The following is a 21964-nucleotide window of genomic DNA, read 5'->3' as shown; positions in this document are numbered from 1 at the left end:
CTGCGGCTGGCAGCCTGCTCGGTCGCTGATGCCGCAAAGTGACTGGGACGCCGCTCTGATGTCGGCCAAGCTATGGGAGTTTTACTTCACATGCCGGGGCATTTTACTTTAATGGATTAAGCCATCCGGCATGTAGCAGTTTCGATGCAGAAGCGGTGGCGTTTTCACTTCAACGGACGGCCTGCGGCCACCTGCTGCGCATAAACCAGTGGCGCCGGATTTTTACGATGCCGATTCCGCTTGGCAGTATTGAAATGTGACCGTCCCCGAATTTCGTTAAATTTTCCGTGTGGTCAAGATGTGTGTGTGCCCTTGCCGCGGCGATGACACTGGCATCTGCGCCATCGTCGGCAGGTCCGGCCAGCCGGTCAACGAGCATGCGGATAAGTTTCAATGTCTCGAGTGTCATGAACGGCACTAAATCGTCGTGCGGCATGCGTGGAGGAAATCGCATCTCACCCAGCTCCGGATGAGAGGGAGCCATGGCGGCAAGGTCCGCCGAAACCTCAAGTCGCAGCAGCGCAGCATCAATCGCATCGCTAAGCTCGTAAAAACCCAGCTTGCGCGCGCAATACGAGTAGTGGATGGCGATCACCTCGAGCGCCCAAGCGTTTGGAATGCGCACGTTCTCGTGGTTCATTTCGTTGAACCACCTGCACTGAATCTTGCGCCCGTCTTGTAACTTAAGCTTGGGCCGCACCGCGACGACACTCAGGATTTTCCGAAAAAGAAGCGGTGGCGTTGCTGGCGCGCCTGGCAATCGGACGGCGACCAAGCGCGCATTCTCGGCCTGATGCTTCCATTTCGGGTATTCGAAATAGGCATCCGTGTCGATGGGTTTGTCCTTTCCCTTGGCTTCTAGAACGGAGAACCGCGGATTGTCGGCCGGGTCCCAGTCCATCAGCACGAGGTCCGGCATCAAAACTTCCTCGTACTCCGGCAGCGACAGTTTTTCGAAGCGCCAAGCGTGCGGGATGGTATGGGCGATATATAGCGGCCACTTATGGCGTCCACCATACATTCGCGACTGCGTGCCCACACAACACCGCAACGGTACGAAGAAAGTGAAATTTTCTTGTTTCGTTGCAATCGCTAGGCTGAGACCGACGCCAAGCAGTTTTGAGAACGTGCTAGTGAAGTCCTGATGCAGGGCGCCATATCGCCGTGCGCACAGATTGGCTACTGCGTCCTGCTCCGTAAATGATTCGAACAAGCCTTCGAGCCAATCCAGCGACACGGGTATGTCATACGTTTCGCTCGCGTTCAGGCGGGTATGCAGAACGAGATCCAAGATCGATATCGCTACGGGAGTCGCCGCGTTCTTAGGCTTTCCCGGATAGCTTGGGTCAGCACCCGGCAGGGGTGTATAGATAACGGGATCGACCGGGTAATAGGTGATGTTCATGAAGCCGTGTCCGACAAAGGTCCGGCGGACCGCCGGGATTTAATCGGTTATTGTAATTGACTGCCGATTGCCAGATAGTCACCAATTATTGCAAGACCATTCTTCCCGGCCCCGTCACCAAGCCGGCTGAGTACGTCGACATAAAGTTGGGGGCGTGTGGCGCAAGAAGATGAGGCGTTCTCGGGAACGACAGAAAAGGTACAACTTTATGTCAGACTACGCCGCCTGAGTGCAAGCTCCAGTAGCACGTTGATTATCGGCGCACGGTGGAGTTCTCGATCGCAGGACAAAGACTGTGCTTGTTGTCGCCGGCATGAGAAGAACCAATTTTCGGTCACTGAGCCGCGACACCAAAGTTAGGGGCTTTCCGCCAACGTCATGAAGACAACGCGGCATTGAATAAACCCCAAGTTCTTGTCGGCGCACTATTCTGGGGGCCTAAAAAATTTCTGCGGGTGTTACGGGCCAATAAAGTCCGTCATAAACTAATAAAGTTTACCCACAAAACAATAACGTCTGCCACATGAACCACGGTCGACCGTCGCCGCGACGGCTTTTCAAGACAGCAACAACGCCGTACACTGAATCATACCGACCGTCAGCTATCGGTCCAGCCCGTGTAAAAACTCGAATCCGGCTGGTCGGAGCGTCGCCGGCCACAAGCTGAATTCGGCGCGCGGAAGCGCTCGTGAGCGCGTTAAAGGCTGGGTGCGGCGTTTTAGCAAGAACGAAACCTTGGGCCGCGTTCTACCCCAGCGAAATAAGGCGATCAAGCCGTCACCGCCTTCATCACAGCCGTGATGCTCAGCTTTACTTTTGCCGAAACTTTGGTTCAAACAAGAAGATGTTTGCAAACTGGTTATTGGACTGGTCGCTATTACTTGGCTCGGCTGGTTGTTCGTGCCAGAAAGGAATTTGCCGTGCATGTCCACTTCTGGCTAGAACGTCTTAAGTATGAGCAACTTGTTGCGCAGATCGCCCGAGGCGGGCAGCCTAGGTGCTTGAGAACAAACGAAGCTTGGGAGTAGGGAACAAGGCCCCGTACTTCGTATTTCCATTCCCAAGCTTTCTTAGCTGTTGGATTGGTGTTGTCCACGTCCCTGAGTTAGCTCAGACTCCCGATAGCGAGCGGCTGAAGTCTGTCGCTTCAGACCTAGGTTGTGACCTGAACGCCCTAGCACCTCACTTTTATGTGTGTGGTTTTGTGTTCAGGGACTTCCTCGTCGGCCAATGGCCGCTTAGGGTCGGTAGCGGATGCTAGTGAAAGACCGCAACCTGTCCGAAGTAGACACTCAAAGCTGGTATGAGACGCTTTTATGACAATGGCTTTATGTCGCCTAGTATTAGGTTTATCAAACTCTGGTCCGATGAGGACATGCTTGAGCTAAAGGTGGCGGTCTGTGACGGACATTCTCTGTTTACGACTGATATCTACGTCGGACATAAGCAATTCGCTGATACCGTTTCAGGGCTCGATAGATTCAAGGAGCAGATTCGTGGAGGGCTTTTCAATCTTCGGTTTGGTAAATTCGGGCCAGAGTACTCGTCCGGTGCACTCGACGTTCGTATGCATTTCCGCACGAGAGCAAAACTGCTGTTGAGGGTCTCGGCAGAGTGCGGGTTCAGTCGCTTCGAAGACCAGGAACTGGCAAGTAAGGCAACTCTACATTTGGTTTCAGAGCCGGGACTGCTCGATAATTTCGTCCTTGAGCTTGGTATGTTGAGCAAGGGAAGTGTCGATCATGCTGAGCTTGAAGCAGTTTCATGGGGTTAGCCTCTGTATCTGCTTCGAGTCGTAAGCGGCCCCAGCCGAAGGACCGCAGTCGGCCAAAAGCGTCCATAGCCCAAGAACGGCAGGTCCTGAGCTGCTCATGACATACGAACTACTCGATGCAGCCGTACGATAAGTTGCTCACTCTGCAACGAGCCTGAAGCTTCTTAAGAGATCAAGAACTGGTCTGGCTGGAGAAAGCCAGCCCGTTGTGTCGTGACAGTTACTTCGGATTGCTCGACACATGACATCCACAGACGTTTTCGTGAGCCGCGAACGATTCGAAAAAGGCCGGCCCCATCAAACTCGACTATTAGATAATTTCCGCGCTGCCAATAACCCATTGCAGGCTTGATAATTGTCCGCCAGTTTAGTTTCTCAAGTTCGGCATGAGGTATTCCTTCGAATTCCCATTTATCATCTTCCAGCCTGTTCCACTTGGTAATGCGATACGCACCGACCGAAACGCCGCCAACGATCGCTACAGCGTGCGACGCTTGTTCTTCCGTCCCGATAGCGCGATGCTTCTTCGCGACTTTCCAGCTACGGCGGCAGCGCTCGTAGACGTCCTTGTTTTTCTGCCTCCTCTGTGCAGGGAAAAGCAGGATTTTCAGGTACCGGCGACCCGGATTCACGTACTGGTAGGCCGAAGCCGCCAGATCCTCGACTCGAACCATGCTCGAGTGGGGAGCAGCAATGGCATTTGTGAGTTCGCCATTGGACGACAAATTCAATGCATCAAGGGTGGCTGACTCAACAAGATCTGCCTCTCGGTCGGACAGTCCGCCTGCAAGGATGATCAATTGCACATCCTTCGTCTTGCTCCATATCGCATGAATGGCCTCGAATTTCGGCGTGAGTCGCTTGCGAGACTGCAAAAGGATTTCCGCTCGATCCAGATGCTCGAACACTCGATTGCGGGTGCCCTGCCCGACATAGAAAATACGTTGGTCGGCAGGGTCCTGAAGGGCGTAAACATACTTCGGTCCGATCTGCGCATATTCACCTGGTTCAAATCGACGCTTCCGGTTCATTGCTCGAGTTATTGATTCATTCATATTGCTTTCTAAACCCCTGCGTAGACGATAGCTGAAGTGCGCGATGGACGCTTGATGCCGACATCGGTGCTCGCACCGATTGGCGGAGGCGTGTCGGCGTTTTTAGCGGATCCGTTACAAGACCGCTCTACTCGGTCACGCTGCCCTGCTTCCGTGGCCTAGACGCTGATGCCTTCTTCTTTCTTGGTGCTTTTGGTGGAACAACGTAGGCAGCAAGAGCACCAGAAAGCGTTTCGGCCGCCTCTTGCAGAGCAAGCTCACTTCGCGCACCCGGCAGATCCATGTATAGCGCACTGTGGCCGTCCTCCGCCGTCCCCACCCGCCAACGAATTCCGGGCCTGCAGGCCGCTTCGAAGATTTCCTTCACCTTGCGCAGTTTTTCCCCTTCCTCCAGCGCGACGCGCAGACTAATCACCGCCGATCCGCCCGTCGTTTGAATCACTTCGATCCGGCGTCCGTTGGGTGCGGTCAGGAAGGAAGCGTTGGAAGCCGGAGACGCGGCAGAAGGCTCCTCGGTCTGCAGCACGTCCACATGATCGGCCTGCAACAGCGGCGCACTCTGGAGGTTCGATGCATTGTCCGGGCATGCCGGGCAGCTTGCCCACCGGGCCAGTACCTGGCTGCGCCAGCAAAGAAGGAACTCCACACCGGCGGCAGTCTCATCCGGCTCCAGACTGAATCCGTCGAGCGCCTTGACGCACGCACTCAAGCGGTCATCATGCAATCCAAACACCACGTCCGAGAGGAGATCCAGATGCAAGACCTTTCTACTCCATGACAGGTTGCGCAGCCCCGTGCGCAAGCCAAGCAGCAACGCAGCCGCAGTGACTACCCTGTGACCGGCAGGACGATCAGCATGGAGAAACGGGACGAGGTTGCCGACATCGTCGACCACTGCGGCAAGGATGGCTGCTCGCAGCGGAATAGAGCCGCCGTCGGCAAGAATGTCTCCGTTCAGCGCCACGCGGTTCCCGAGCACCCCGCGCGCAACTTCGAGCCAGCGCGAGAGCGCGGGCGTCAGCGCCGGGTCCGATGAGGACTCCGCCGCACGACGCGCCACTTCGTCGATCAGCCTCCCGGGCGCTTCGCGCTCGTAGGCCATGAACGTCCGAGCAACGGCATCCCCAATGCCTGCCGTGGGTCCGTTTGTCGAGGCGATCAGGGTGCGCAGCTCGAGCCCGGCCGCCTGCTCGGCCAGCGGCACTGCGTGAAGCAGGTCGGAGATGGCAGCCCAGCAGGCCGGCTCCGCAGCACCCAGCTCGAGCAGGCAGCAAACGGCTCCCGCGATCCGATCCGCGAACTCTCCCCTTGCATGCGCATCGAGCACGCCTGCATCGCCTTCGGTGTCGCGCGGACGGACAGGGCTGTCCAGTGCAAACAGCGCCGGCTCCGCTTCGCATGGAAAGAAGGCCGTGTCCATCTCGTCGAAGGGAAGACAGCGGAAGTCATCGGCCTCGCCTTGGTTCCTGAAGCGCAGGCCGAGCACATCGCGAACGCCGATCGCGCCGGAACTGCTGCGCGCCGCGTCCGCCCGCACTTCCACGAGGACGGGAAAGCGCTGCTGCCGCCCTGCGGTGAGAATATCGATTTCCGTCGAGCTCAGCCCGTCTTTCACGATGAACGGCGGACGCGTGGTGGCCACAGGCGTCGCGGGCGCTGTCGGGAAATGCGGGGACAGCACCAGGGCGGCCAGCTGTTCGATGACCAGTTCGCGATTGCTCGGCATAAACATCCGGCCAGGCGCTTGCATCATGTCGTCGGGACCGGCGTCCGGCTTTCCGCTCCCGGCAACTACGTCATCGACCAAGCCGTCCAGCTCCATCTGACGAATACCGTTTCCTTTTGCCGGGCCGCCCAATTCGGGATCCGGTGTCTTCGCTGCATTATCGTTTTTGCTCATTGCAATCTCCACCAGGCATTTCGTCGCGACGCATACCTGAAACCAAGCTTCTCCATCGGCTTCGAAAAGCTTTCCGGTGCGTTGACCCACACGCAGCCCTTCGGCCGCAGGTCCTCGAATGCGAAACCGTGTTTGCGAGCCAGCACTTCCGCTTGCGCGGCCCAGTTCGCGACCGCAGCAGCAGGTGACGTGGCACGAGCGGGGGGCACGTTCTGCACGACCCTGGCTGCAACGGGCTTCTGCCGTGGCGCGTCACGTACAAGGAGTTCTTCCGACGGGAATTCCTGGAGAAACAGCGCGTCTGTCCGTACAGGTGCGGACTCCAGAATTTCGACCCACTCACGTGCACGGGACGCCGCAACGAACATCTGCATCCGGAAGCGATCCGCGCCCAGGTTCGCAATCGCGCAGTCGTGGGGATCAACGATGAATACGGCATCGAACTCCAGCCCCTTGCAGCTGCTCATGTTCAGCACCGTGACAACATCCCCCTGATCGAACACGAGACTGTCGCTCGGGTTGTCGGCTCGGCTCTCCCACGAGTAGGACTGCACGGTAATGTTCCTGCCCCGGATCGAGGCGACTTCGGCGGCAAGTCGCTCATGCATTTCCTGACGCTTGGGCTCGCGGAAAACGAGGACGCCGACCTCCTTGCCCGGGTGATTGGTGATCCAGGTGACCACGCGTCCGACGCATGCAGCAATGGTGCGGCATTCCACGAACAGCGGAACCTCGCCGGTCCGCTGCGGCATCACTGGAATCGCACCGATCCCCGCATGGAAACTAGCAGCAAGCTCGGCAATCTGAAGCGTGTTGCGGAAGTTGTCGACCAGCGAAAAACGACAATCCTCTGCGATACCCAGCCCCTGTCGAATGTCCTCGAGCGTCGAATTGAACTGCGTCAGCTGCTGGTTCTCGTCGGCCAGGACAAAACACCGCAGCGGGTGCTTCACCTTCATGCTGCTGCCAATGACCGATACGATGTTGAGGAACCGATAGAAGCCGGCATGAAAGTCCTGTCCCTCATCGATCAACAGAGTGCCAAGCGAGAGAACGTCCTCGCCGAACGCTCCGGAGTGCTGAATCACCCGATCGCGAATCGCGTCCCAGTCGTATTCCTGTTTCGATTCGGGATGCTCGGGCGGCGCCTGCCAGCGAGGCCACGCGGCCAGACCGGATGCCCTGGTCTCCCACTCCTCGCATGCGACAGCCCAGACACCGGGTCTGCCGGTCCAAGGGTTCCATGTCCTGAAATGCCAGCGGGCTCCGGCCGCCTTCACGGCATCCTTGTCCTCCTTTGGCGCGTTCACCAGCACGTCGCCTCCCTGCTTACATGGCGGAATGGCGGCGCGCAACCACCAGTCGAGGAACCACTGCCGTGCCGTGGTGACGCGCAGTTGCGTCTCCTGCGCGCCATCGACGTTGGATGCGTACTTCATCAGCACCCGGTTGAACATGCACAATGCGACAGGCTGCCCCAGCTTCTGCAGGCCGATTGCGCGCAGCCATGCGATGAGTGTCTTGCCGGTACCGGGCGGTCCCTGAACGAGCACATGCGCGTCCTTTGGCGCATACAGGTAGACCGAACGCTGCGCTTCGGTCAGATCGCGGAGTTTCGGCAGTCTCACCCGGCATTCTCCAGGAAGGGAATGAGTCCGAACTGGTCGTCGACCAGCAGGCGGCGATCGAGCAGCGTGTTCGCATGCGTGCAGCTCGTCTCGGCGACGAGCTCGCATGCGTGGCACGACGCGCGATTGAAGCCGCCCAGTCCCTGACCGGCTGTTTCGGAGCACACCGGATCGGCGGAGCACCAGCGCCCCTCCTCCACCGCGTCGAACAGCGACTGGGCGAGCCGATCGACTCGTCCCTGCCTGACCAGACCACCCAGGGAACCTTCGGAGTCGCCATCCGCCGTGTAGATCATGATGCCGGCGTAGCGCTGCTCGCGATCGTAATAGAGGCGCTCACGAAGCGACGAAGACGAGTACCCGCATTCGAACGTGATCCTGCGCAGCAGCAGGTGCGACAGGGCATGCAGTGCGATGAACACCGGGTCCACGGCCGGAAGAAACCAGAATTCCTCGCTCACGCGCTTCTCTTCCAGCTGCCGGAGCGCTTCCAGTTCGCTGTCTGGAAGGGACTGTGCCCACACATCCAGTCGTTCGAAGTCGAAGGACAGAACCAGGCCTTCGCCGAATACCTCCGTGGCAGGCAGCCAGTTCTCGGCATGGCCGACATCGGGACTGACCTTGTTGTCGATCGCATCCGGCCGCACGCGCTGGAAACCGAGGTACGCTCTCACCTCGCGCAGGCGCTCGAGAAGCAGTACACCCGACACTACGTTGCGTGCCCAACGGGGGGCGCGTTCCGACAGTGGCTCGGCCGCCGCGCGGAAGTGCTTGCTGGAGATGCCGCCCTCGGCCAGCGCCCGCGCCATTGTCTTCCACTCTTCGCCGAGAAGGATATTCTGGTCAATGCTCTGCTGTGCCGCTGGCTCCCCGTTCTCCGCGTCCGCAGTCCCGACGTCTGCAGCAGCAACGGCAAGGACAACGTCAAGTTCGCACGCCACCTCGTCTGAGATGATGCCTGCCAGGGTCTTGATGAACTGCTGGTTGTCACCCGTCGTACTTGCCTGGAGCCCTTTCAGCATCGAAAAGTGCTTGTGCGAAGCGATCTGCGCCCCGAACACGGCGACCGGATCTTCGACTACGTCTGCCGGAATGTCCAGCGCGGACACAGTCACCGGGTAGTGCAGGTTGGTAGCGCCTCTCTGCAGGATTTCCGGATGCAGATCACACGCTTCACCTGCACCGGGAACCCATGGGTGCCGCCCCGAACAGGTTCCGATAACGTGCTTGGCCGTCTCCTTCGAAACCAGGTCTTCGAGCGAGCGTCCGTTACCGCAAACGTCGCAGGACACGACCAGCGATCCAAGTCCGCCGGTGCCAGCCTCTTCGTTCACGGTAAACCGCAGCTTGTCGTAGCTGCGGCAGCCGGAGGCCCCGCGCTTGCCGCTGTGCGCCCATCGAGACCAGTTGATGTCGTCGAGATGGCCGTTCGCGCAGGCCGCCACGAAACGCATCGGTACGAGCAGCCCGTTGCAGCCGCTGTGGGAACAGGTCGGTTCCCTGCCCTCCTGCTCCATGTCCGAGCGCCAGCGCGTCATGCGACGGCACTTTTCGCAGAACATCGCCTCGGGGAAGCGCCGCACGACCAGATACGGCTTCTCGAGTACTGGCGCCTTCAGCACCTTGTGCAATCGGGTCGAAAGCCGCGGCAGATCGATGACGCGCAACGCCTGCTGCTTCCATCGCTCGATGCCCGGGATGACGAACGACTCCGTGCCGACGTCGATCACGGCGCCAACGCCCGCTGGTCCGGTCACCGTACCGGCACGTAGTTCTCTTTTCATGTCTTCTCCTGTCAGGCTTTCGCCGCCGTGCCAGTCTGGACCACCGGCACCAGCAGCTTCATCGGCGCGTCGACATTGCGAAGCGACTGCAGTGTTTCGATGCCGGTACCCGGCTGCCTGAACGGACGTATCAGCCCGGTGTATTGCTTGCCCTCGGCCTGGAAGCGCAGGGCACTGCCCTTTTCCCTGGCCAGCGCAATCCATGTGGCGATGAAGTCTTCGAGGCGCTCGCGCGTCTCGTCGGCGTTGCCATCCCGCGCCGCCCCGATCCTGTCCAGGAACTCGGCTGCGAGTTCGCGAACTGTGCTCTCGTGCCGCAGGATTGTGCCCGCGGTGCGGTTTCCGGCAATCGGCGATACCATCCTGACCAGCGCGAGGAACGCGCCATGCAGACCGCGTTCCTGCGCCGGCAGCGCGAACGGCGTCACACTGGTGGGCTCGACGTTCCTGTAGAACGCCTTGTGGAAGTGCCGGAAGAATTCGTAATGCGACCTGTCCCTGGGTTTGGTCGGAGAGAACAGCGTGAACACGATGCCTGGCGGTCTGTCGGTGCTGCGTCCGACGCGGCTGGACGCCTGGATGTATTCGGACACCGTTTTCGGCTGACCGTTGACCAGCATGAGGCCAAGACGCTGGACGTCGACACCCACCGACAGCATGTTGGTACAGGCCACGTAATCCAGTGCCTCCGCATTCGGCAGTTCGACGCGCAGGCGGTGGAGCGCTTCGGGAATCTCGCTGTCGCGCAGGTTGGCCGACAGCTCGCTCACACGGGACGCCGCAACGCGTCGGGCTTCGCCCAGAGCCTTCAGACGGCCGGGGATGTCGTCCCGCGCCAGCGACAGCGTCTTCCCGAGTTCGCGCTTGCTGTTGTGGTATGCAACGACGGTCCACCAGGTGTCAACCCGGTCGCCGGCGGTCTTGCGCATGTCTTCGCCCGCTGCCAGAAGGGCCGAAGAGGCGATAACATTGGAGAACGTGGGCGTGTGGCCCTGCCCCATCGCGCCGACATACAGGCGCCCCGGGTCCTTGCGCTCTTCCGGCACTCGGGAGAAGAAGGAATTGCTGGCCGACAATCCAGCGGGCGGAAAGAGCGCACCTTCGCGCCCGTACAGCTTGCGGATCTGGTCGTCGGACCGTCTGATTGTCGCCGTCGCGCAGATGTACTTCGCCGGCCTGCCCAGGTGCGAAATGATCCGGTCGATTGCGGCCTCGTAGATGCCCGCCAGAGTTCCCAGCGGCCCGGAGATCAGATGCAGTTCGTCCTGGATGATCAGCGATGGCGGCGCAACACCGGCTCCAGCGCCGAAGAACGCACGAGCTTCTTCGCGCCAGGCCAGCATGGCGAACTTGTCGACGGTACCGAGCAGCAGGGTCGGGGGACGTGCGTACAGGTCCTCGTCCACGAAGCTGATCGGCAGGCCGCCGTGGAAAGGACAGGCCGCATCGGAACAGAACAGCTCGACGCTCGTACCCTTTTTGCGAATGCCCACATCGGCGGCTCCTTCCGCCTTCGATTCCGGAATGATGCGCTTCCCGCACACCGGGCACTGCTTGAGCGGCACCCTGATGCCGTCCACGCGGCCAGTTGTCCCGACGATCTTCTGCAGATCCGCCTGCGCGTCGGCGCCCCTGTTCGGTGCCGAGTCGGAACCGACCCACAGGCCCAGACTGAAAGGTTCCGCGTGCTCGATGTCACCTTGGCGGCGCATCGTTTCCATCGCACAGACGAGGCTGCCGGCCCGCTCGAACTGCTGGATGGTAAGCAGCCGCAGCGTGTACCGCTTGATGACGGCAGTACCGCCTCCCTGCTTGCCGTCAACGAGTCGGCGACGGATCATCTCGAACGCGGCCACGCCAAGATACGCCTCGGTCTTGCCGCCGCCGGTCGGGAACCAGATCAGGTCGACGATCTCGCGGCTTGGATGGTCGGGGTTCCACAGACCGCGGAGGGAAATGAGAAAGAACGCGATCTGGAACGGGCGCCACGTCACGCCGTCGTATGCCAGCGCGGCAGGATCGACGTCGGTGAAGCGGCTGCCGGGCTTGCGCCTGTTGACGTTTCCGGACCGTGCCAGACTGATCAGCATCGCCCTGTTGGCGAGCCTGAACATGTGGCGCACGTCCGGGTTCTCCTCAAGCAGATCGATGCCGTCGCTCATTCTGTCGACGGCTTGCTCGATGCGCTCCAGGATGCGCGCCTTCGCGCCGTCGAAGCGCGGCTCGAAGCGCATGGCCGCCAGCTTGTCTTTCCAGTCGGCGTAGGCTTTCACCAGACCACGGAACGCGGGCACCGGGTCGAATCCATCGTCCTGCAGGCGCTTCATCGACAGTGCTTCCGTCACGAACGAGGGGAGTCCAGCGATCTTCGTTGTGACCGGGGGCACTTCGACCGACGGCAGGTAATCGACGGCGACATGGCTGACCATACCGCCTGCCGGTTCGGGCCAGAACACGCCGCATCCGTGCCCGACCGCAAATGCCGGCATGTCCCGATACTGCAGCGCCAGCTCTTCGGCCTCCGGATCCGGGCTGATCATCGGCGGATCCGGGTACGCCATCACCCCGAGCGAAGGGATGCAGCTCATTTCGACCTGGAAGAGAATGTCCTCCGTGTCGACCGCGGTGTCTTCCTCGGTTCTTCTGGTGTTCACCAGGGCGACGGTCACGACGCGCCTGCCTCCGGCGACGCGAATGAAGACCCGCAATTCCGCGCGGCTGTCCAGCACTTTTCTGGGCTCCCGGATGTCCGTCGCGGCCTTGTCGATGCGCAGGGTCAGCGTCTCCGGCTCCGTGCCTGCCGGGACCGGTCTTCTGCTCCAGACGGGAGCGGCCTTCGACGTGCGCTTCGTACCGGATTCCGAAGACGCGTCGACTCCCAGCAGTTCGGCTGCGTGCTTCTCGTACACCGCGGCCTTCAGTCGCACGGTCAGCGTCTGCTCGGCATCCGAGACCGCGAATGTCATGCCGACCGAGGCGGGCAGTCGCTGAAAGAGGATGTCCGTGGGAGATTCGAGCCCGTATTCCTCATCGCCCTCGTCTCCGGCCTCGGCATCCTCGCCATCAGGATTCTCGTCCGCCATGCCCGCGCCGGCGGATGCTCCCTGCGGAAACACCATGCCTGTCAGATAGCGCTTGTTCGGTCGTTCGCGCATCGTTTCGTCAGGCTCGGTCGGTCCCACCAGCCGCCGCCGCACCTGTTCGATGAACGCATCCCTGAGTTCGTCTTTCTCTGTCTCCGTCATTTCATCCCCGAGAGTTCTGTTTCAGCAGTGTTACCATCGCCTGCCTTGTCTGATCCGTTGTAAAGAGGTGAAGGGCAACCGATGCCCTCGTCATGCCGATGTAGAGGCTGCGCGCAAAGCCCGGCTCCCGGGCAGCGATCTCGAGGTCCGCGAGAATCACGACCCGGGATTCGAGGCCCCGGAAGTCGCGTATATCGGCAATGACGCCGTGATTGCCGGACGCGAAATCGCCTGTCGCGGTCAGCGGCCTCAGCACATGGCTCAGCCGGCCGGCGACGGAAGAAGCGACAGGGCCTCGCCCGCCGTTCGCACCAAGCACGGCAATGTCACGGGCAAGCACGCCGTCGTGGAGCAGGCCCGCGACGAGATCCTCGATCGAATCCGCTTCCTCCTGCACATCGCGTACCTGGTGAAATCCAACCCGCACCCCGTATCCGTCGATCGACGAAAGGCCGATGTCGGCCGCGAGGAAGGCCTGGATACTGCACACGATTTCCCGGGTCGAGCGCACGTTGCGCGACAGCTCTACCGACGCCGAACTGGCCTGCAGCGCGCGAAAGGCGCCGGCGTCGGGTGGTGCGTCCAGATACTGAAGGTTCGGATCCATGAACCAGCGCCAGCGCCCATGCTCCATGCCGCCCGGCAGGCGCGAGAAGATCCGCTCGAGCCCTTCCGGGCGAACAAGATCCTGTCCTTCGTCGACGATGAGGACGTCACACCCTTCGGGAACGGTGTTCGAGCAGACGGGGATGCCGGAGTCGGCGAGTCTCCGTTCGAGACTCCTGGCAAGAGACCGGCCCTGAGCAAGAATGGCCGGCCTGTGTCCGGCCGCGAGTTCGGCACGGGCACACAGGACAGCCAGCTCGGTCTTGCCCGTCCCTGCGCCTCCGGTCACTAGCAGGCGCGGGTTGACCGTCAGGCTTTCGAGAATGGCGTACTGCTGGCGAGTCAGCTTCACGATGCCCTGTTCGACCCCGGCGGCAGACAGGCCGAGCGAAGATGCTGCCGACAGCTCGGGCAGCAGCACGCTCCGGATCTCGTCGACCTCTGCTTCCGAGAGTGCGAAATCAGCGGCCGTGTGCTGGTCGAACGGAATGTTCACGAGCCATTGCGCGAATTCCGCATGCACTGCACAAACGGAGCGATCCGCCAGACGTTCGGGTGGCAGTTCGTCCAGGTGACGCTTGAAGGAACACAATGGAAAGACGACACCCCACCTGCAGCGCACCTTGCGGCCCAGACGCTTGCCGAGAAGGCGCTCGAGCGCCACGGCCGCGGAGATGGCCTGGCGCGCTGGTCCTTCCGATGACTCGATCGCCTGACCGCGCGCGTTCTCGTAACGCCAGACACGGCCGGCAATATCGACATTGCCCCCTTTCACCTCGAGGAGGACCACTCCCGCACGGGAGACGACGACGAAGTCGGCTTCGCCCCAGCGCTTGTACTCGTGCTCGGGGAGATTCACGGAGTGAACCGCGAACGCGGTCTTGTCATCGATCCTGGACAGCAGGTCGTGGACGCTCGCTTCACCAAGGAGCCTTGGACGGAACTTGAATCGGGGGTAGATCTGCATGCGCCAGCCCGGACCCGGTCACAGCGCGAGGCGCCGCGACACGAACATCCCGCCACTGTAAAGGACCGTGCACCGGGAGGCCAGCGAAAACGACTTGCGCTGACCCCTGAACGGAATTTCACTCATCGCGGACGGACTGCCATTCGAAGCTCGGTTGAAGCCATGATCGGGAAATGGGCTTGAAACCAGACTCATTCCGGCGATCCCTTTGAACATTAATATTATTCCATGGAAATATATTGATGTTCAGTTATTGTAACAGGATGACCAGAAGAAGAAGCAACTTTTTTGCCGTGATGCAAATATCTGACACAGCAGATCATGGCAGCAGGAGCCGGACCCGGGACGCTTCCCCTTTTCCGACCGAGCACGTGCAGCCGGCAGCAAGCCGGCTGCGCACTTCTCACAGCGCTTCGACTGCCGCACCTGCTTCCACCAGATCCAGCTGAGTCTGAACGCGCGGCGTCCCGGCGCCAGGCTCGTTCCCGGTTGGAGTCGCATCCTCACCGGAAAGCAGCCTGTACACGAGCTGAGCAATTCCGTTTGCCAGAAGTGGCGGTACCGCGTTGCCCACCTGGTGGAACTGTTCGGTACGGTTCCCCTCGAAGAAATAATTGTCGGGGAAGGTCTGCAGCCGTGCCGCTTCGCGCACGGTCAGGCTGCGGCACTGGGTCGGATCGTAGTGGATGAAATAATGGCCATCCTTCGAGATGTGACTGGTGATCGTTGTCGACACGCGGTCCCCGACCTGGACCTTGAAGCGATCCTTGAATTTCCCCGACTCCCAGTTGTCATGGTTGGGCCGCAACCCGTCCAGGGTGAATTCGACGTGGCCTTTCGGCGAGCGCCCGTAGGCCTGCGCGTATGCGGACGCGTACGCATAGCGCTGCAGATCGCTTCGCATGTGCGCACGGGCGCTGTGATTCATCCATACTACAAGGTTCGCGTCGTGGTACCAACCATTCAGCAGGGTCGGCGAATCAGCGCTGCTGCTTCGCATGACCAGCCGGTCGCTTCCGGTTCCAAGTCCTCTCTGAACGGCAACGGAGGCCTCCGTGAGTGCCTCGTGAAGGTCGCGATGCATGTCGTTGCGCGCCACCTCCTTCGCCATCCTCGAAAAGTGGCCCTTGACCACTTCCGCCCATGCCTCGCTCGAGTCCGCTTCCTTGCTGAGTGCGCTGCGCAAGCGCGGCAAGCCCTGCAGAATTTTGCGTACACCAGGCGCCTCCAGGCGCTCGAGCTGTCCTGGCGCGCGAGCGACGTCCTCACGCACGCCGATCAGAATGACCCTGTGCCGTGCCTGCGGGATCCCGTGTTCCTCGGCCTTGATGACGAAGTCCTGCGCATCGATGTCCCGTGGGTCGTCACCGCGGGAAAAATGCGTTCTGGAGCTCAAAGAGTGAATACGGTATCCATGGCCGCTCACGGCCTGCCCGATCGCCTTGTCCGGGTCCGACAGGTCGCGAAGAATCGTCTCGAAGATTTTCTTGCCGCCAACGGACGCCGTGAGAATTCCCTTCACGTTTTCCATCACGAAGACGGACGGCCGATACTTCTGGATGATCCTCAGGTATTCCTTGTACAAGAAATGGCGGTGGTCTTCCTCCGCCTTGTACTCGACGTTTCCACGATTGCGTGCGCGGCCGACGATCGAGTACGCCTGACACGGCGGACCGCCGATCAGAACCCAGGGGACGTCGGGACCCAGTCCGTGCGAGCTGATCTTCTCGTCAAGTTCCTCGTTCCCCTTCGGAGTGCCGAGTTCGATCTGACGTGCTTCCTCACCGGCCTCCTCCCAATCGCCCAGATTGGCCTCGTTGTGAGGAGTGGGAGTTTTGCCGTTGCAAAACTGATAATAGGAATCCAGAGCATTTCCACCGCGGCGCTTGAGCAGCCGGTAGAACGCGCGCAGGCGAAGCGTTTTGCGCGCGGCCGAATTCATTTCGGCAGATACAATGATCCTGAAGGGATCGCCCTTGATGGACGAGAAGCCTTCCCCGAGTCCGCCGGGGCCTGCGAACAGATCAACTACTGGAAAGTGATCCGAATTAATGGACTTTGATTGGCTCGACAACTTTGCTTTACATCAAAAATGGCTGTTGCCGTAGGATAGCAAGAAATATGGACATAGTCGATGCAGCCACTCGATCAAGAATGATGTCCGGCATCCGGTCGAAGGACACTCAGCCGGAAATGCTGGTCAGGAAATATCTGCACCGTCAGGGATTCCGCTATCGGCTGCACGCACGCAAGCTGCCGGGCTCCCCGGATCTCGTTCTGCCGAAGTATAAAGTGGCAATTTTCGTTCACGGATGCTTCTGGCACCGTCACCAGGGGTGCCGGTATGCGACCACACCTGCCAGCAATGCCGAACGGTGGAAGCTGAAGTTCGACACCAACACCGAACGGGACGCGCGCAAGGAGAACATGCTGCGCGAAGCCGGCTGGCGGGTCATCGTGGTATGGGAGTGCGAGCTGCGACGCACGCCTGCCGAGCGACTTGACCGCCTCGCAAACGAGATTCGTGACACTGCCGCTTCTTCCGACCCGCTCGTCTGTTGATGCAACTCGCGCCAACACGGTCACGCGCTCCAAGGGCAACGTGCCGAACTCGGCCGTTCGATACAGTTCAGTGTACGATCGTGGTTGCTCTTAAGGTAAGCAAAGGCTGCGCTAAGGCTTTCGGCTCATCGGGTGCCCACGATGAAACTCCACAATTACGGAAGCCGCATGGATTCGATCTCTAGCAATGCCAAAGTTGCAGTGCCCTGGAACAAAGGGCGCCTTGCCGGACAGAAGCTCCCGCTTAAGTTAAGGGAAATCTGAGCGATTCGCATAACGAAGCCGAGTACACGTTGCTTTGATTAGAAAGGGCTCTACAGGCTGAACTACAGTTGGGAAATGCCGTCATCGCTGGGCAAAACCGATGGCGGTCGAAGAAGCTAAGGAATCTTTGCGGCGCTGCCGTACGCATCGTGCGGCTCAGCCCACCGTGGACTACCCAGTTCAGGCATTCTTGTCCTATATCGTGTGATGCAAGGCCTACTTCATCAACGGGCACTCCCGGGCGGCTACCATCCTTCTCGACCAAACGGGCCCGAGCGATACCGGACGGTCGGTATGGCTCAGTGTTGAACCTTTTTGCTACCTGGACAAGCCACCGGTGCGCTGATAGACCGTGGTTGTTGTGGGAAACTTTATTGTTTTAGGACGGATTTGTTGGTACGTTATTATGAAAATAATATATTTACATTATGATTAAAGAATAGACAACTTTCGCCTTTGCGATGCATCATCGCCGGATGAACGCTGCTGCGTCGCAAACCGGGGGGTTATCTTGAGGAACTTTAACCGCCGTACTACCGCTACCATGTGTGCAATCGCGGCCCTGGCCGCATTGTCCGCTTGCCGCTCTCCGGACATCTACAATCAGAACCTGACACAGCTGGAGTTTTCCGGCACGCCGCGGCGGGCCAGCATCCTGGTCTCGGATGCCAAGCTATTCCCACGGCATGCATTGATCAACGAAAGGCGCAGCGAACTCGATTACCTCAACCGCCAGCTAACGGCCAGCGAGACCGTGACCTTCTCCGCCGACATTGCGCGCGAGCTCGAAACCATCAGCACAATGTCTGCCGCGCTCGGTTTGTCGTTTGACGCTGGGGCAAGACAAAACGCCCGCTTCCTGGACGAGACCAACGTCATCAAACAGCAAATCGTCCTGGAACAACTGCGCGGCGATCTGGCGCAGACTCAGCGAGACGTAGAGCTTCTCAAGGCCAAGCTAGCGGACCAGAAGGAAGTCTCCAGCACGAAATTGACCGCAGCGACTGCCGCTTATGATGCGACCACGACGCCCGCGATCAATACGGCCAAGGAGACAGCCGCCGCCCTGTCGGCACTGATCACGGGTGTGCAGGCACAGCTCGACCGCACTGCGTCCGGGCCGCGTACGAGCAGCGTGGCCGGTTCCCCGCGCGACATCTTTGCCGATCGCCAGGCCTACCGGCGCGAACTGCAGGCCAGCATCAATGCAGTGTCGCTCGACGCGCTCCATGACATTGGCCCAAATTCGCTGTTCAGGCTGCAGCTCGACGCCACCGTGCTGCCCGGGGAGGCCAACAACGAATTGGGTGTCCTCGATGTCGATCTGGTCCGCCCCGCCTATGACAGCGGCCGGATCCGGAAGGAGGTCGAACCGCTGTATTTCCAGTGGCTGGACCATGCCACGAATGTGCTCAATCCGGCGCAAGGCAAAGTGGTGGACCAGGGCATCATGCAACTCGCCCTCGAGGGCCGCATGCTAACGCTCATGGCCATCAACGTGGGCGACCTGACCGCCGCCCCCGCCCCCGCCGCTGGCACGCCGCAACCGCCGCTCGCCACGGACAAGGTGGTGATAGTGGGAAACGGGGCGGCTTTTGGTCTCATCCTGCCGCTCACTAAACAGATACCGCTCGGTTCAGACCGTGCGCCGCCGGCTCGAAAAGCGCCGCCGCCATCGCCGCAAGCCACACGCTGTCAGGTTAGCATTGACTCCGATGGTTTGACGCCGTCGCCATGCCCGCGCGTGCTGGTGCCGTTCCCTCCCGCCTACACGCCGGCCCAGCTGCGACGGCTCATACAAGCCGCGAACGACGATACCCTTGCCGACCGGATGGAAGCCCTTGTCGATATGCTGAAGATGATTCCATATGGCGCCAAGCAACGCGAGGCATGCGTCGTCGCCCTGGGCCGTACCACCGGAGACGACCTGTCGCGCGCGCTCACCAACAGGGCAGGCCTGCAACGCCTGCAACGCATCACGACCTGGGCACTCGTCGCGTTGCCCGAGACCGTGCGGGCGCCGGAGTCGCCCCTGTATCACACGGCCAGGGAAACCCGTCGACTGCTCGACGCCATCGACGCCTTACAGCATCACGCCGACCGCTTGGGGTGCGGCGACGATCTTAGGACGCACCTGGGCGCATCCACGGCCGATCTGGTGCCTGACGCGTTCATACGTGCTCTGTTCACCGAAGCCGACGGCCACTGGACCGCGCGCGGGCGCCTGACGACCTATGCGGTCACACCCCAAGCGCTCATGCAACGGGTCTCTACGGCCGCACGCGCTGCAGATGCAGTGCAGTTGGCAGCTTCGCTGGCTGCTACCCTGCCTTTGCAAGGCGTCGGCGCAGGCCTTTCGGGTGGCTACATGAAGTCAGTGGCAGGCAAGGCCGACGCCTTGGAGCGCATTCCCCTGGTGGTCGGCTATTCGAGTTTCGCGGATTTCAACACCGTCGACAGTGTAGACCGCCGGGAAACGCGCAATCCGCGCTTCGGGTGGGTGCTCGGGCCCAATGTGGTGATCGACCCTGGCAAGAATGCGCTGGCGCTCGAACACAAGCTGTCGCCATACGAGCTGACCGCCGACATCTCGATGCCGGGCTGGTGGCCGCATATCCAATTGACAAGCCGGGCCGAATGGGCACCGAACTGGAAGTCGGGCGCAGGGATCGCGCTCACTGCACTCGATCCCAAGGGTGCCGCGTTCGTGGTACCGATCCGCCACACTTCCGCAGATATGGACGGCCTGACTCAAATGCTGCTCAACGCTGAGCACGCGGATGAAATCGGCGGATCGAACAGCCTGCATCTGCCGTCGGCCCGCATCAGCGATGTCCAGCCAAAGATGGTGGCGGATTGCGCCGGCGAGACCACATTCCTGATCAAGGGCGCCTTCCTGTGGCGTGCCCCAGCGGCATTTCTTGAAGGCGTGGCGGCGAGCTCGATCAACGTTATGCCGGACATGCAGGGCGTGATGGCCACTTTCGATATCTCGAAGATTCAGCCCGGCCTGAAAACCGCGAACCTGGTGATCCCGACGCCGGATGGTTCAGCGACCTGGAGTGTGCCCATCCACGGCAAGCGGTCTGACGCCGGCAGCTGTGGCGCACCGGCTGCGGATGATGGCTTACCGTCTATTAGTACTGTGGTCCCGAACCATATCAGTGCCTGCGATGGGAAGGCGCATCTGATAGTGAGCGGGCGGCATCTGGACGCGATCCATTCCGCATGGTTGGGAAGCTCTGGCCTGACAATCAACGTGAGGAATGAAGATCTGCTGGAGCTGATGCTCGATAAGCCGCTGACCAAAGGGACCGGCGGCGAAGTGCCTCTGGTGCTGTCTTCCGACAAGCCAGACGTGAAACCGCCGCGCACCGGCCAGGCCGCTGTGACGTCAGTCCATGTCTGGCAGGGTGCGTGCGACGCGGGTTCAAACTCCTCCCTCCAACTGCACGTGGTGAACGCGCCGCTCGATGTGTGCGCCGCCTCAGGGACGCTACAGCTGGTAGGGGCTGCGGCGCCTTACCTGATGTCCGCCACGCTCGCCAGCACTCAGCTAAAGTTCACGCTTGCCGCAAAGTCGGTCCGCGTCAACGCTGCCAACCAGAGTGCGGATGTGGAATTTGTCGGCTTTCCCCCCAAGACAGTGGCAAGCCCTGCGGATCTAGCCACCCCCTTGAATCTTGAACTGAAAACCAGGTCGAACAAGTCGATCCATCTCGACGTGCCGGCGGTGTGCGGCCAATACAAATAGCCGGGACCGGCCGGCCATTGATCGTTCTGAGGGGGGAACATGAATATCGATAAGGCGATGAAACACACCGCTTCTATTTTCACTGCCTGTGTAATGTGCGCAGCGGGGGTCTCAGCACAATCGAATGCCAAACGGATGGGGCAAACTCCAGCCTCGCCATCCGTCGATAAGAGGCTGGATTCAATTCCGCCTGCGATGCTGCGCAAGATGTTCCGCAGCCATAGATTGGTGGGTTCGCCAGGACTTGCGTGGAAGAAGCAGCAAGTTATCACGATCGCTTTTAACGGCGGAACGGATGAGCTCTATCGACTCATCGAGAAAACTGCCAGCGAATGGACCGACGTGGGTGGTCAAATGCGCTTTTCATTCAAAGATGATGCCGGCAAGTACAGGCTATGGTCGCGGAAAGATACGTCGCCAGCCGCAAATATCAGAATCGCTTTTAACGAAAAAGGATATTGGTCCCTTATCGGCGTGCTCGCGGTGAATGCAAATCCAAGCGATTCGACGATGAATTTTGAAGGATTTACGAATACTCTGACGAAGTACTATGACGGAAAAAATTCCAATGAGTGGGCCATCTCCTACGAACATACCACCATCCTGCATGAGTTCGGTCATGCGATCGGGCTTTCACACGAGCACTTCAACGCACAGTGCCAACAAGATCTTAAGCTGCCTGTCATTATCAATTACTTGATGGGCACGCCGAACGAATTGAGCGAAGAACAAGCACGTTTCAATATGGACGCGCAGTACTATATTCAGATCCTGGGGCAGCAGGCAGGTCCATTGGAAGCAAAACTCGTCACTAGCCCTACCACTGATAGAATGTCGGTGATGCTGTACTATTTCCCTGACAGTTATTACAAGTCGGGAAGGAAATCCGCATGCAAGCCCATGGGTGATCATGGCAAGAGCTGGTCAACAGTGCTATCCGCAGGGGACAAGCAATTCTATCTTTCGAATTACCGTACTGTGAGCTCGCCGTTCGGTGCAGCAGCACTCAATAGATGAGGC

12 protein-coding genes are annotated in these 21964 nt (G+C 60.1%); 4 read left to right on the top strand and 8 right to left on the bottom strand.

The window, feature by feature from the left end; translation table 11 throughout:
* Nucleotides 1-169: 169 nt before the first annotated feature.
* Entirely contained in the window at nucleotides 170-1405 is a 1236-nt protein-coding gene (locus FBX97_RS24975; RefSeq protein WP_141837806.1) for a hypothetical protein, read from the bottom strand.
* Nucleotides 1406-2780: 1375 nt separating this feature from the next.
* On the opposite strand from FBX97_RS24975, the gene FBX97_RS24970 reads away from it, so the two are divergent.
* Complete coding sequence (locus tag FBX97_RS24970; protein WP_141837804.1) at nucleotides 2781-3179, top strand: hypothetical protein; 399 nt, start codon at nucleotides 2781-2783, stop codon at nucleotides 3177-3179.
* A gap of 164 nt (nucleotides 3180-3343) precedes the next feature.
* On the opposite strand, the gene FBX97_RS24965 is transcribed toward FBX97_RS24970, so the two are convergent.
* From FBX97_RS24965 to FBX97_RS24935, 7 genes are all read right to left on the bottom strand, one after another.
* A complete protein-coding gene (locus tag FBX97_RS24965) occupies nucleotides 3344-4234 on the bottom strand; it encodes a GIY-YIG nuclease family protein (protein WP_141837802.1) in 891 nt (296 codons plus the stop codon).
* Between the two features lie 127 nt (nucleotides 4235-4361).
* Entirely contained in the window at nucleotides 4362-6134 is a 1773-nt protein-coding gene (locus tag FBX97_RS24960; protein ID WP_141837800.1) for a hypothetical protein, read from the bottom strand.
* Nucleotides 6131-7762, bottom strand: coding sequence for an ATP-binding domain-containing protein (locus FBX97_RS24955; RefSeq protein ID WP_185748743.1), 1632 nt, complete (start codon nucleotides 7760-7762; stop codon nucleotides 6131-6133). The genes FBX97_RS24960 and FBX97_RS24955 overlap by 4 nt, the downstream gene beginning before the upstream one ends.
* Nucleotides 7759-9546: a DUF1998 domain-containing protein gene (drmB, locus tag FBX97_RS24950; protein WP_185748742.1), complete on the bottom strand. Its 1788-nt coding sequence runs from the start codon at nucleotides 9544-9546 to the stop codon at nucleotides 7759-7761. The genes FBX97_RS24955 and drmB overlap by 4 nt, the downstream gene beginning before the upstream one ends.
* Before the next feature lie 11 nt (nucleotides 9547-9557).
* On the bottom strand, nucleotides 9558-12791 hold the full coding sequence (locus tag FBX97_RS24945) for a helicase-related protein (protein ID WP_141837794.1): 3234 nt from the start codon (nucleotides 12789-12791) through the stop codon (nucleotides 9558-9560).
* Between the two features lies 1 nt (nucleotide 12792).
* A complete protein-coding gene (locus FBX97_RS24940; protein ID WP_141837792.1) occupies nucleotides 12793-14364 on the bottom strand; it encodes a nuclease-related domain-containing DEAD/DEAH box helicase in 1572 nt (523 codons plus the stop codon).
* A 403-nt stretch (nucleotides 14365-14767) separates the two neighbouring features.
* Entirely contained in the window at nucleotides 14768-16438 is a 1671-nt protein-coding gene (locus FBX97_RS24935; RefSeq protein WP_221631867.1) for a DNA cytosine methyltransferase, read from the bottom strand.
* A gap of 47 nt (nucleotides 16439-16485) precedes the next feature.
* Here FBX97_RS24935 and FBX97_RS24930 point away from each other — a divergent pair, with 47 nt between their 5' ends.
* From FBX97_RS24930 to FBX97_RS24915, 3 genes are all read left to right on the top strand, one after another.
* Nucleotides 16486-16926, top strand: coding sequence for a very short patch repair endonuclease (locus FBX97_RS24930; protein WP_141837790.1), 441 nt, complete (start codon nucleotides 16486-16488; stop codon nucleotides 16924-16926).
* Nucleotides 16927-17734: 808 nt separating this feature from the next.
* Nucleotides 17735-20944 carry a hypothetical protein gene (locus tag FBX97_RS24920; protein ID WP_141837788.1) on the top strand — a complete coding sequence of 1070 codons (3210 nt, stop codon included), beginning with the start codon at nucleotides 17735-17737 and terminating at the stop codon, nucleotides 20942-20944.
* A 39-nt stretch (nucleotides 20945-20983) separates the two neighbouring features.
* Nucleotides 20984-21961: a hypothetical protein gene (locus FBX97_RS24915; RefSeq protein ID WP_141837786.1), complete on the top strand. Its 978-nt coding sequence runs from the start codon at nucleotides 20984-20986 to the stop codon at nucleotides 21959-21961.
* The last annotated feature ends 3 nt before the right edge of the window (nucleotides 21962-21964 follow it).

The organism is Herbaspirillum sp. SJZ107, assembly GCF_006715485.1.
GTDB lineage: Bacteria > Pseudomonadota > Gammaproteobacteria > Burkholderiales > Burkholderiaceae_D > Telluria.
Note: the sequence above shows the minus strand (reverse complement) of the source record. Positions and strands in the feature narration are given on the sequence as shown.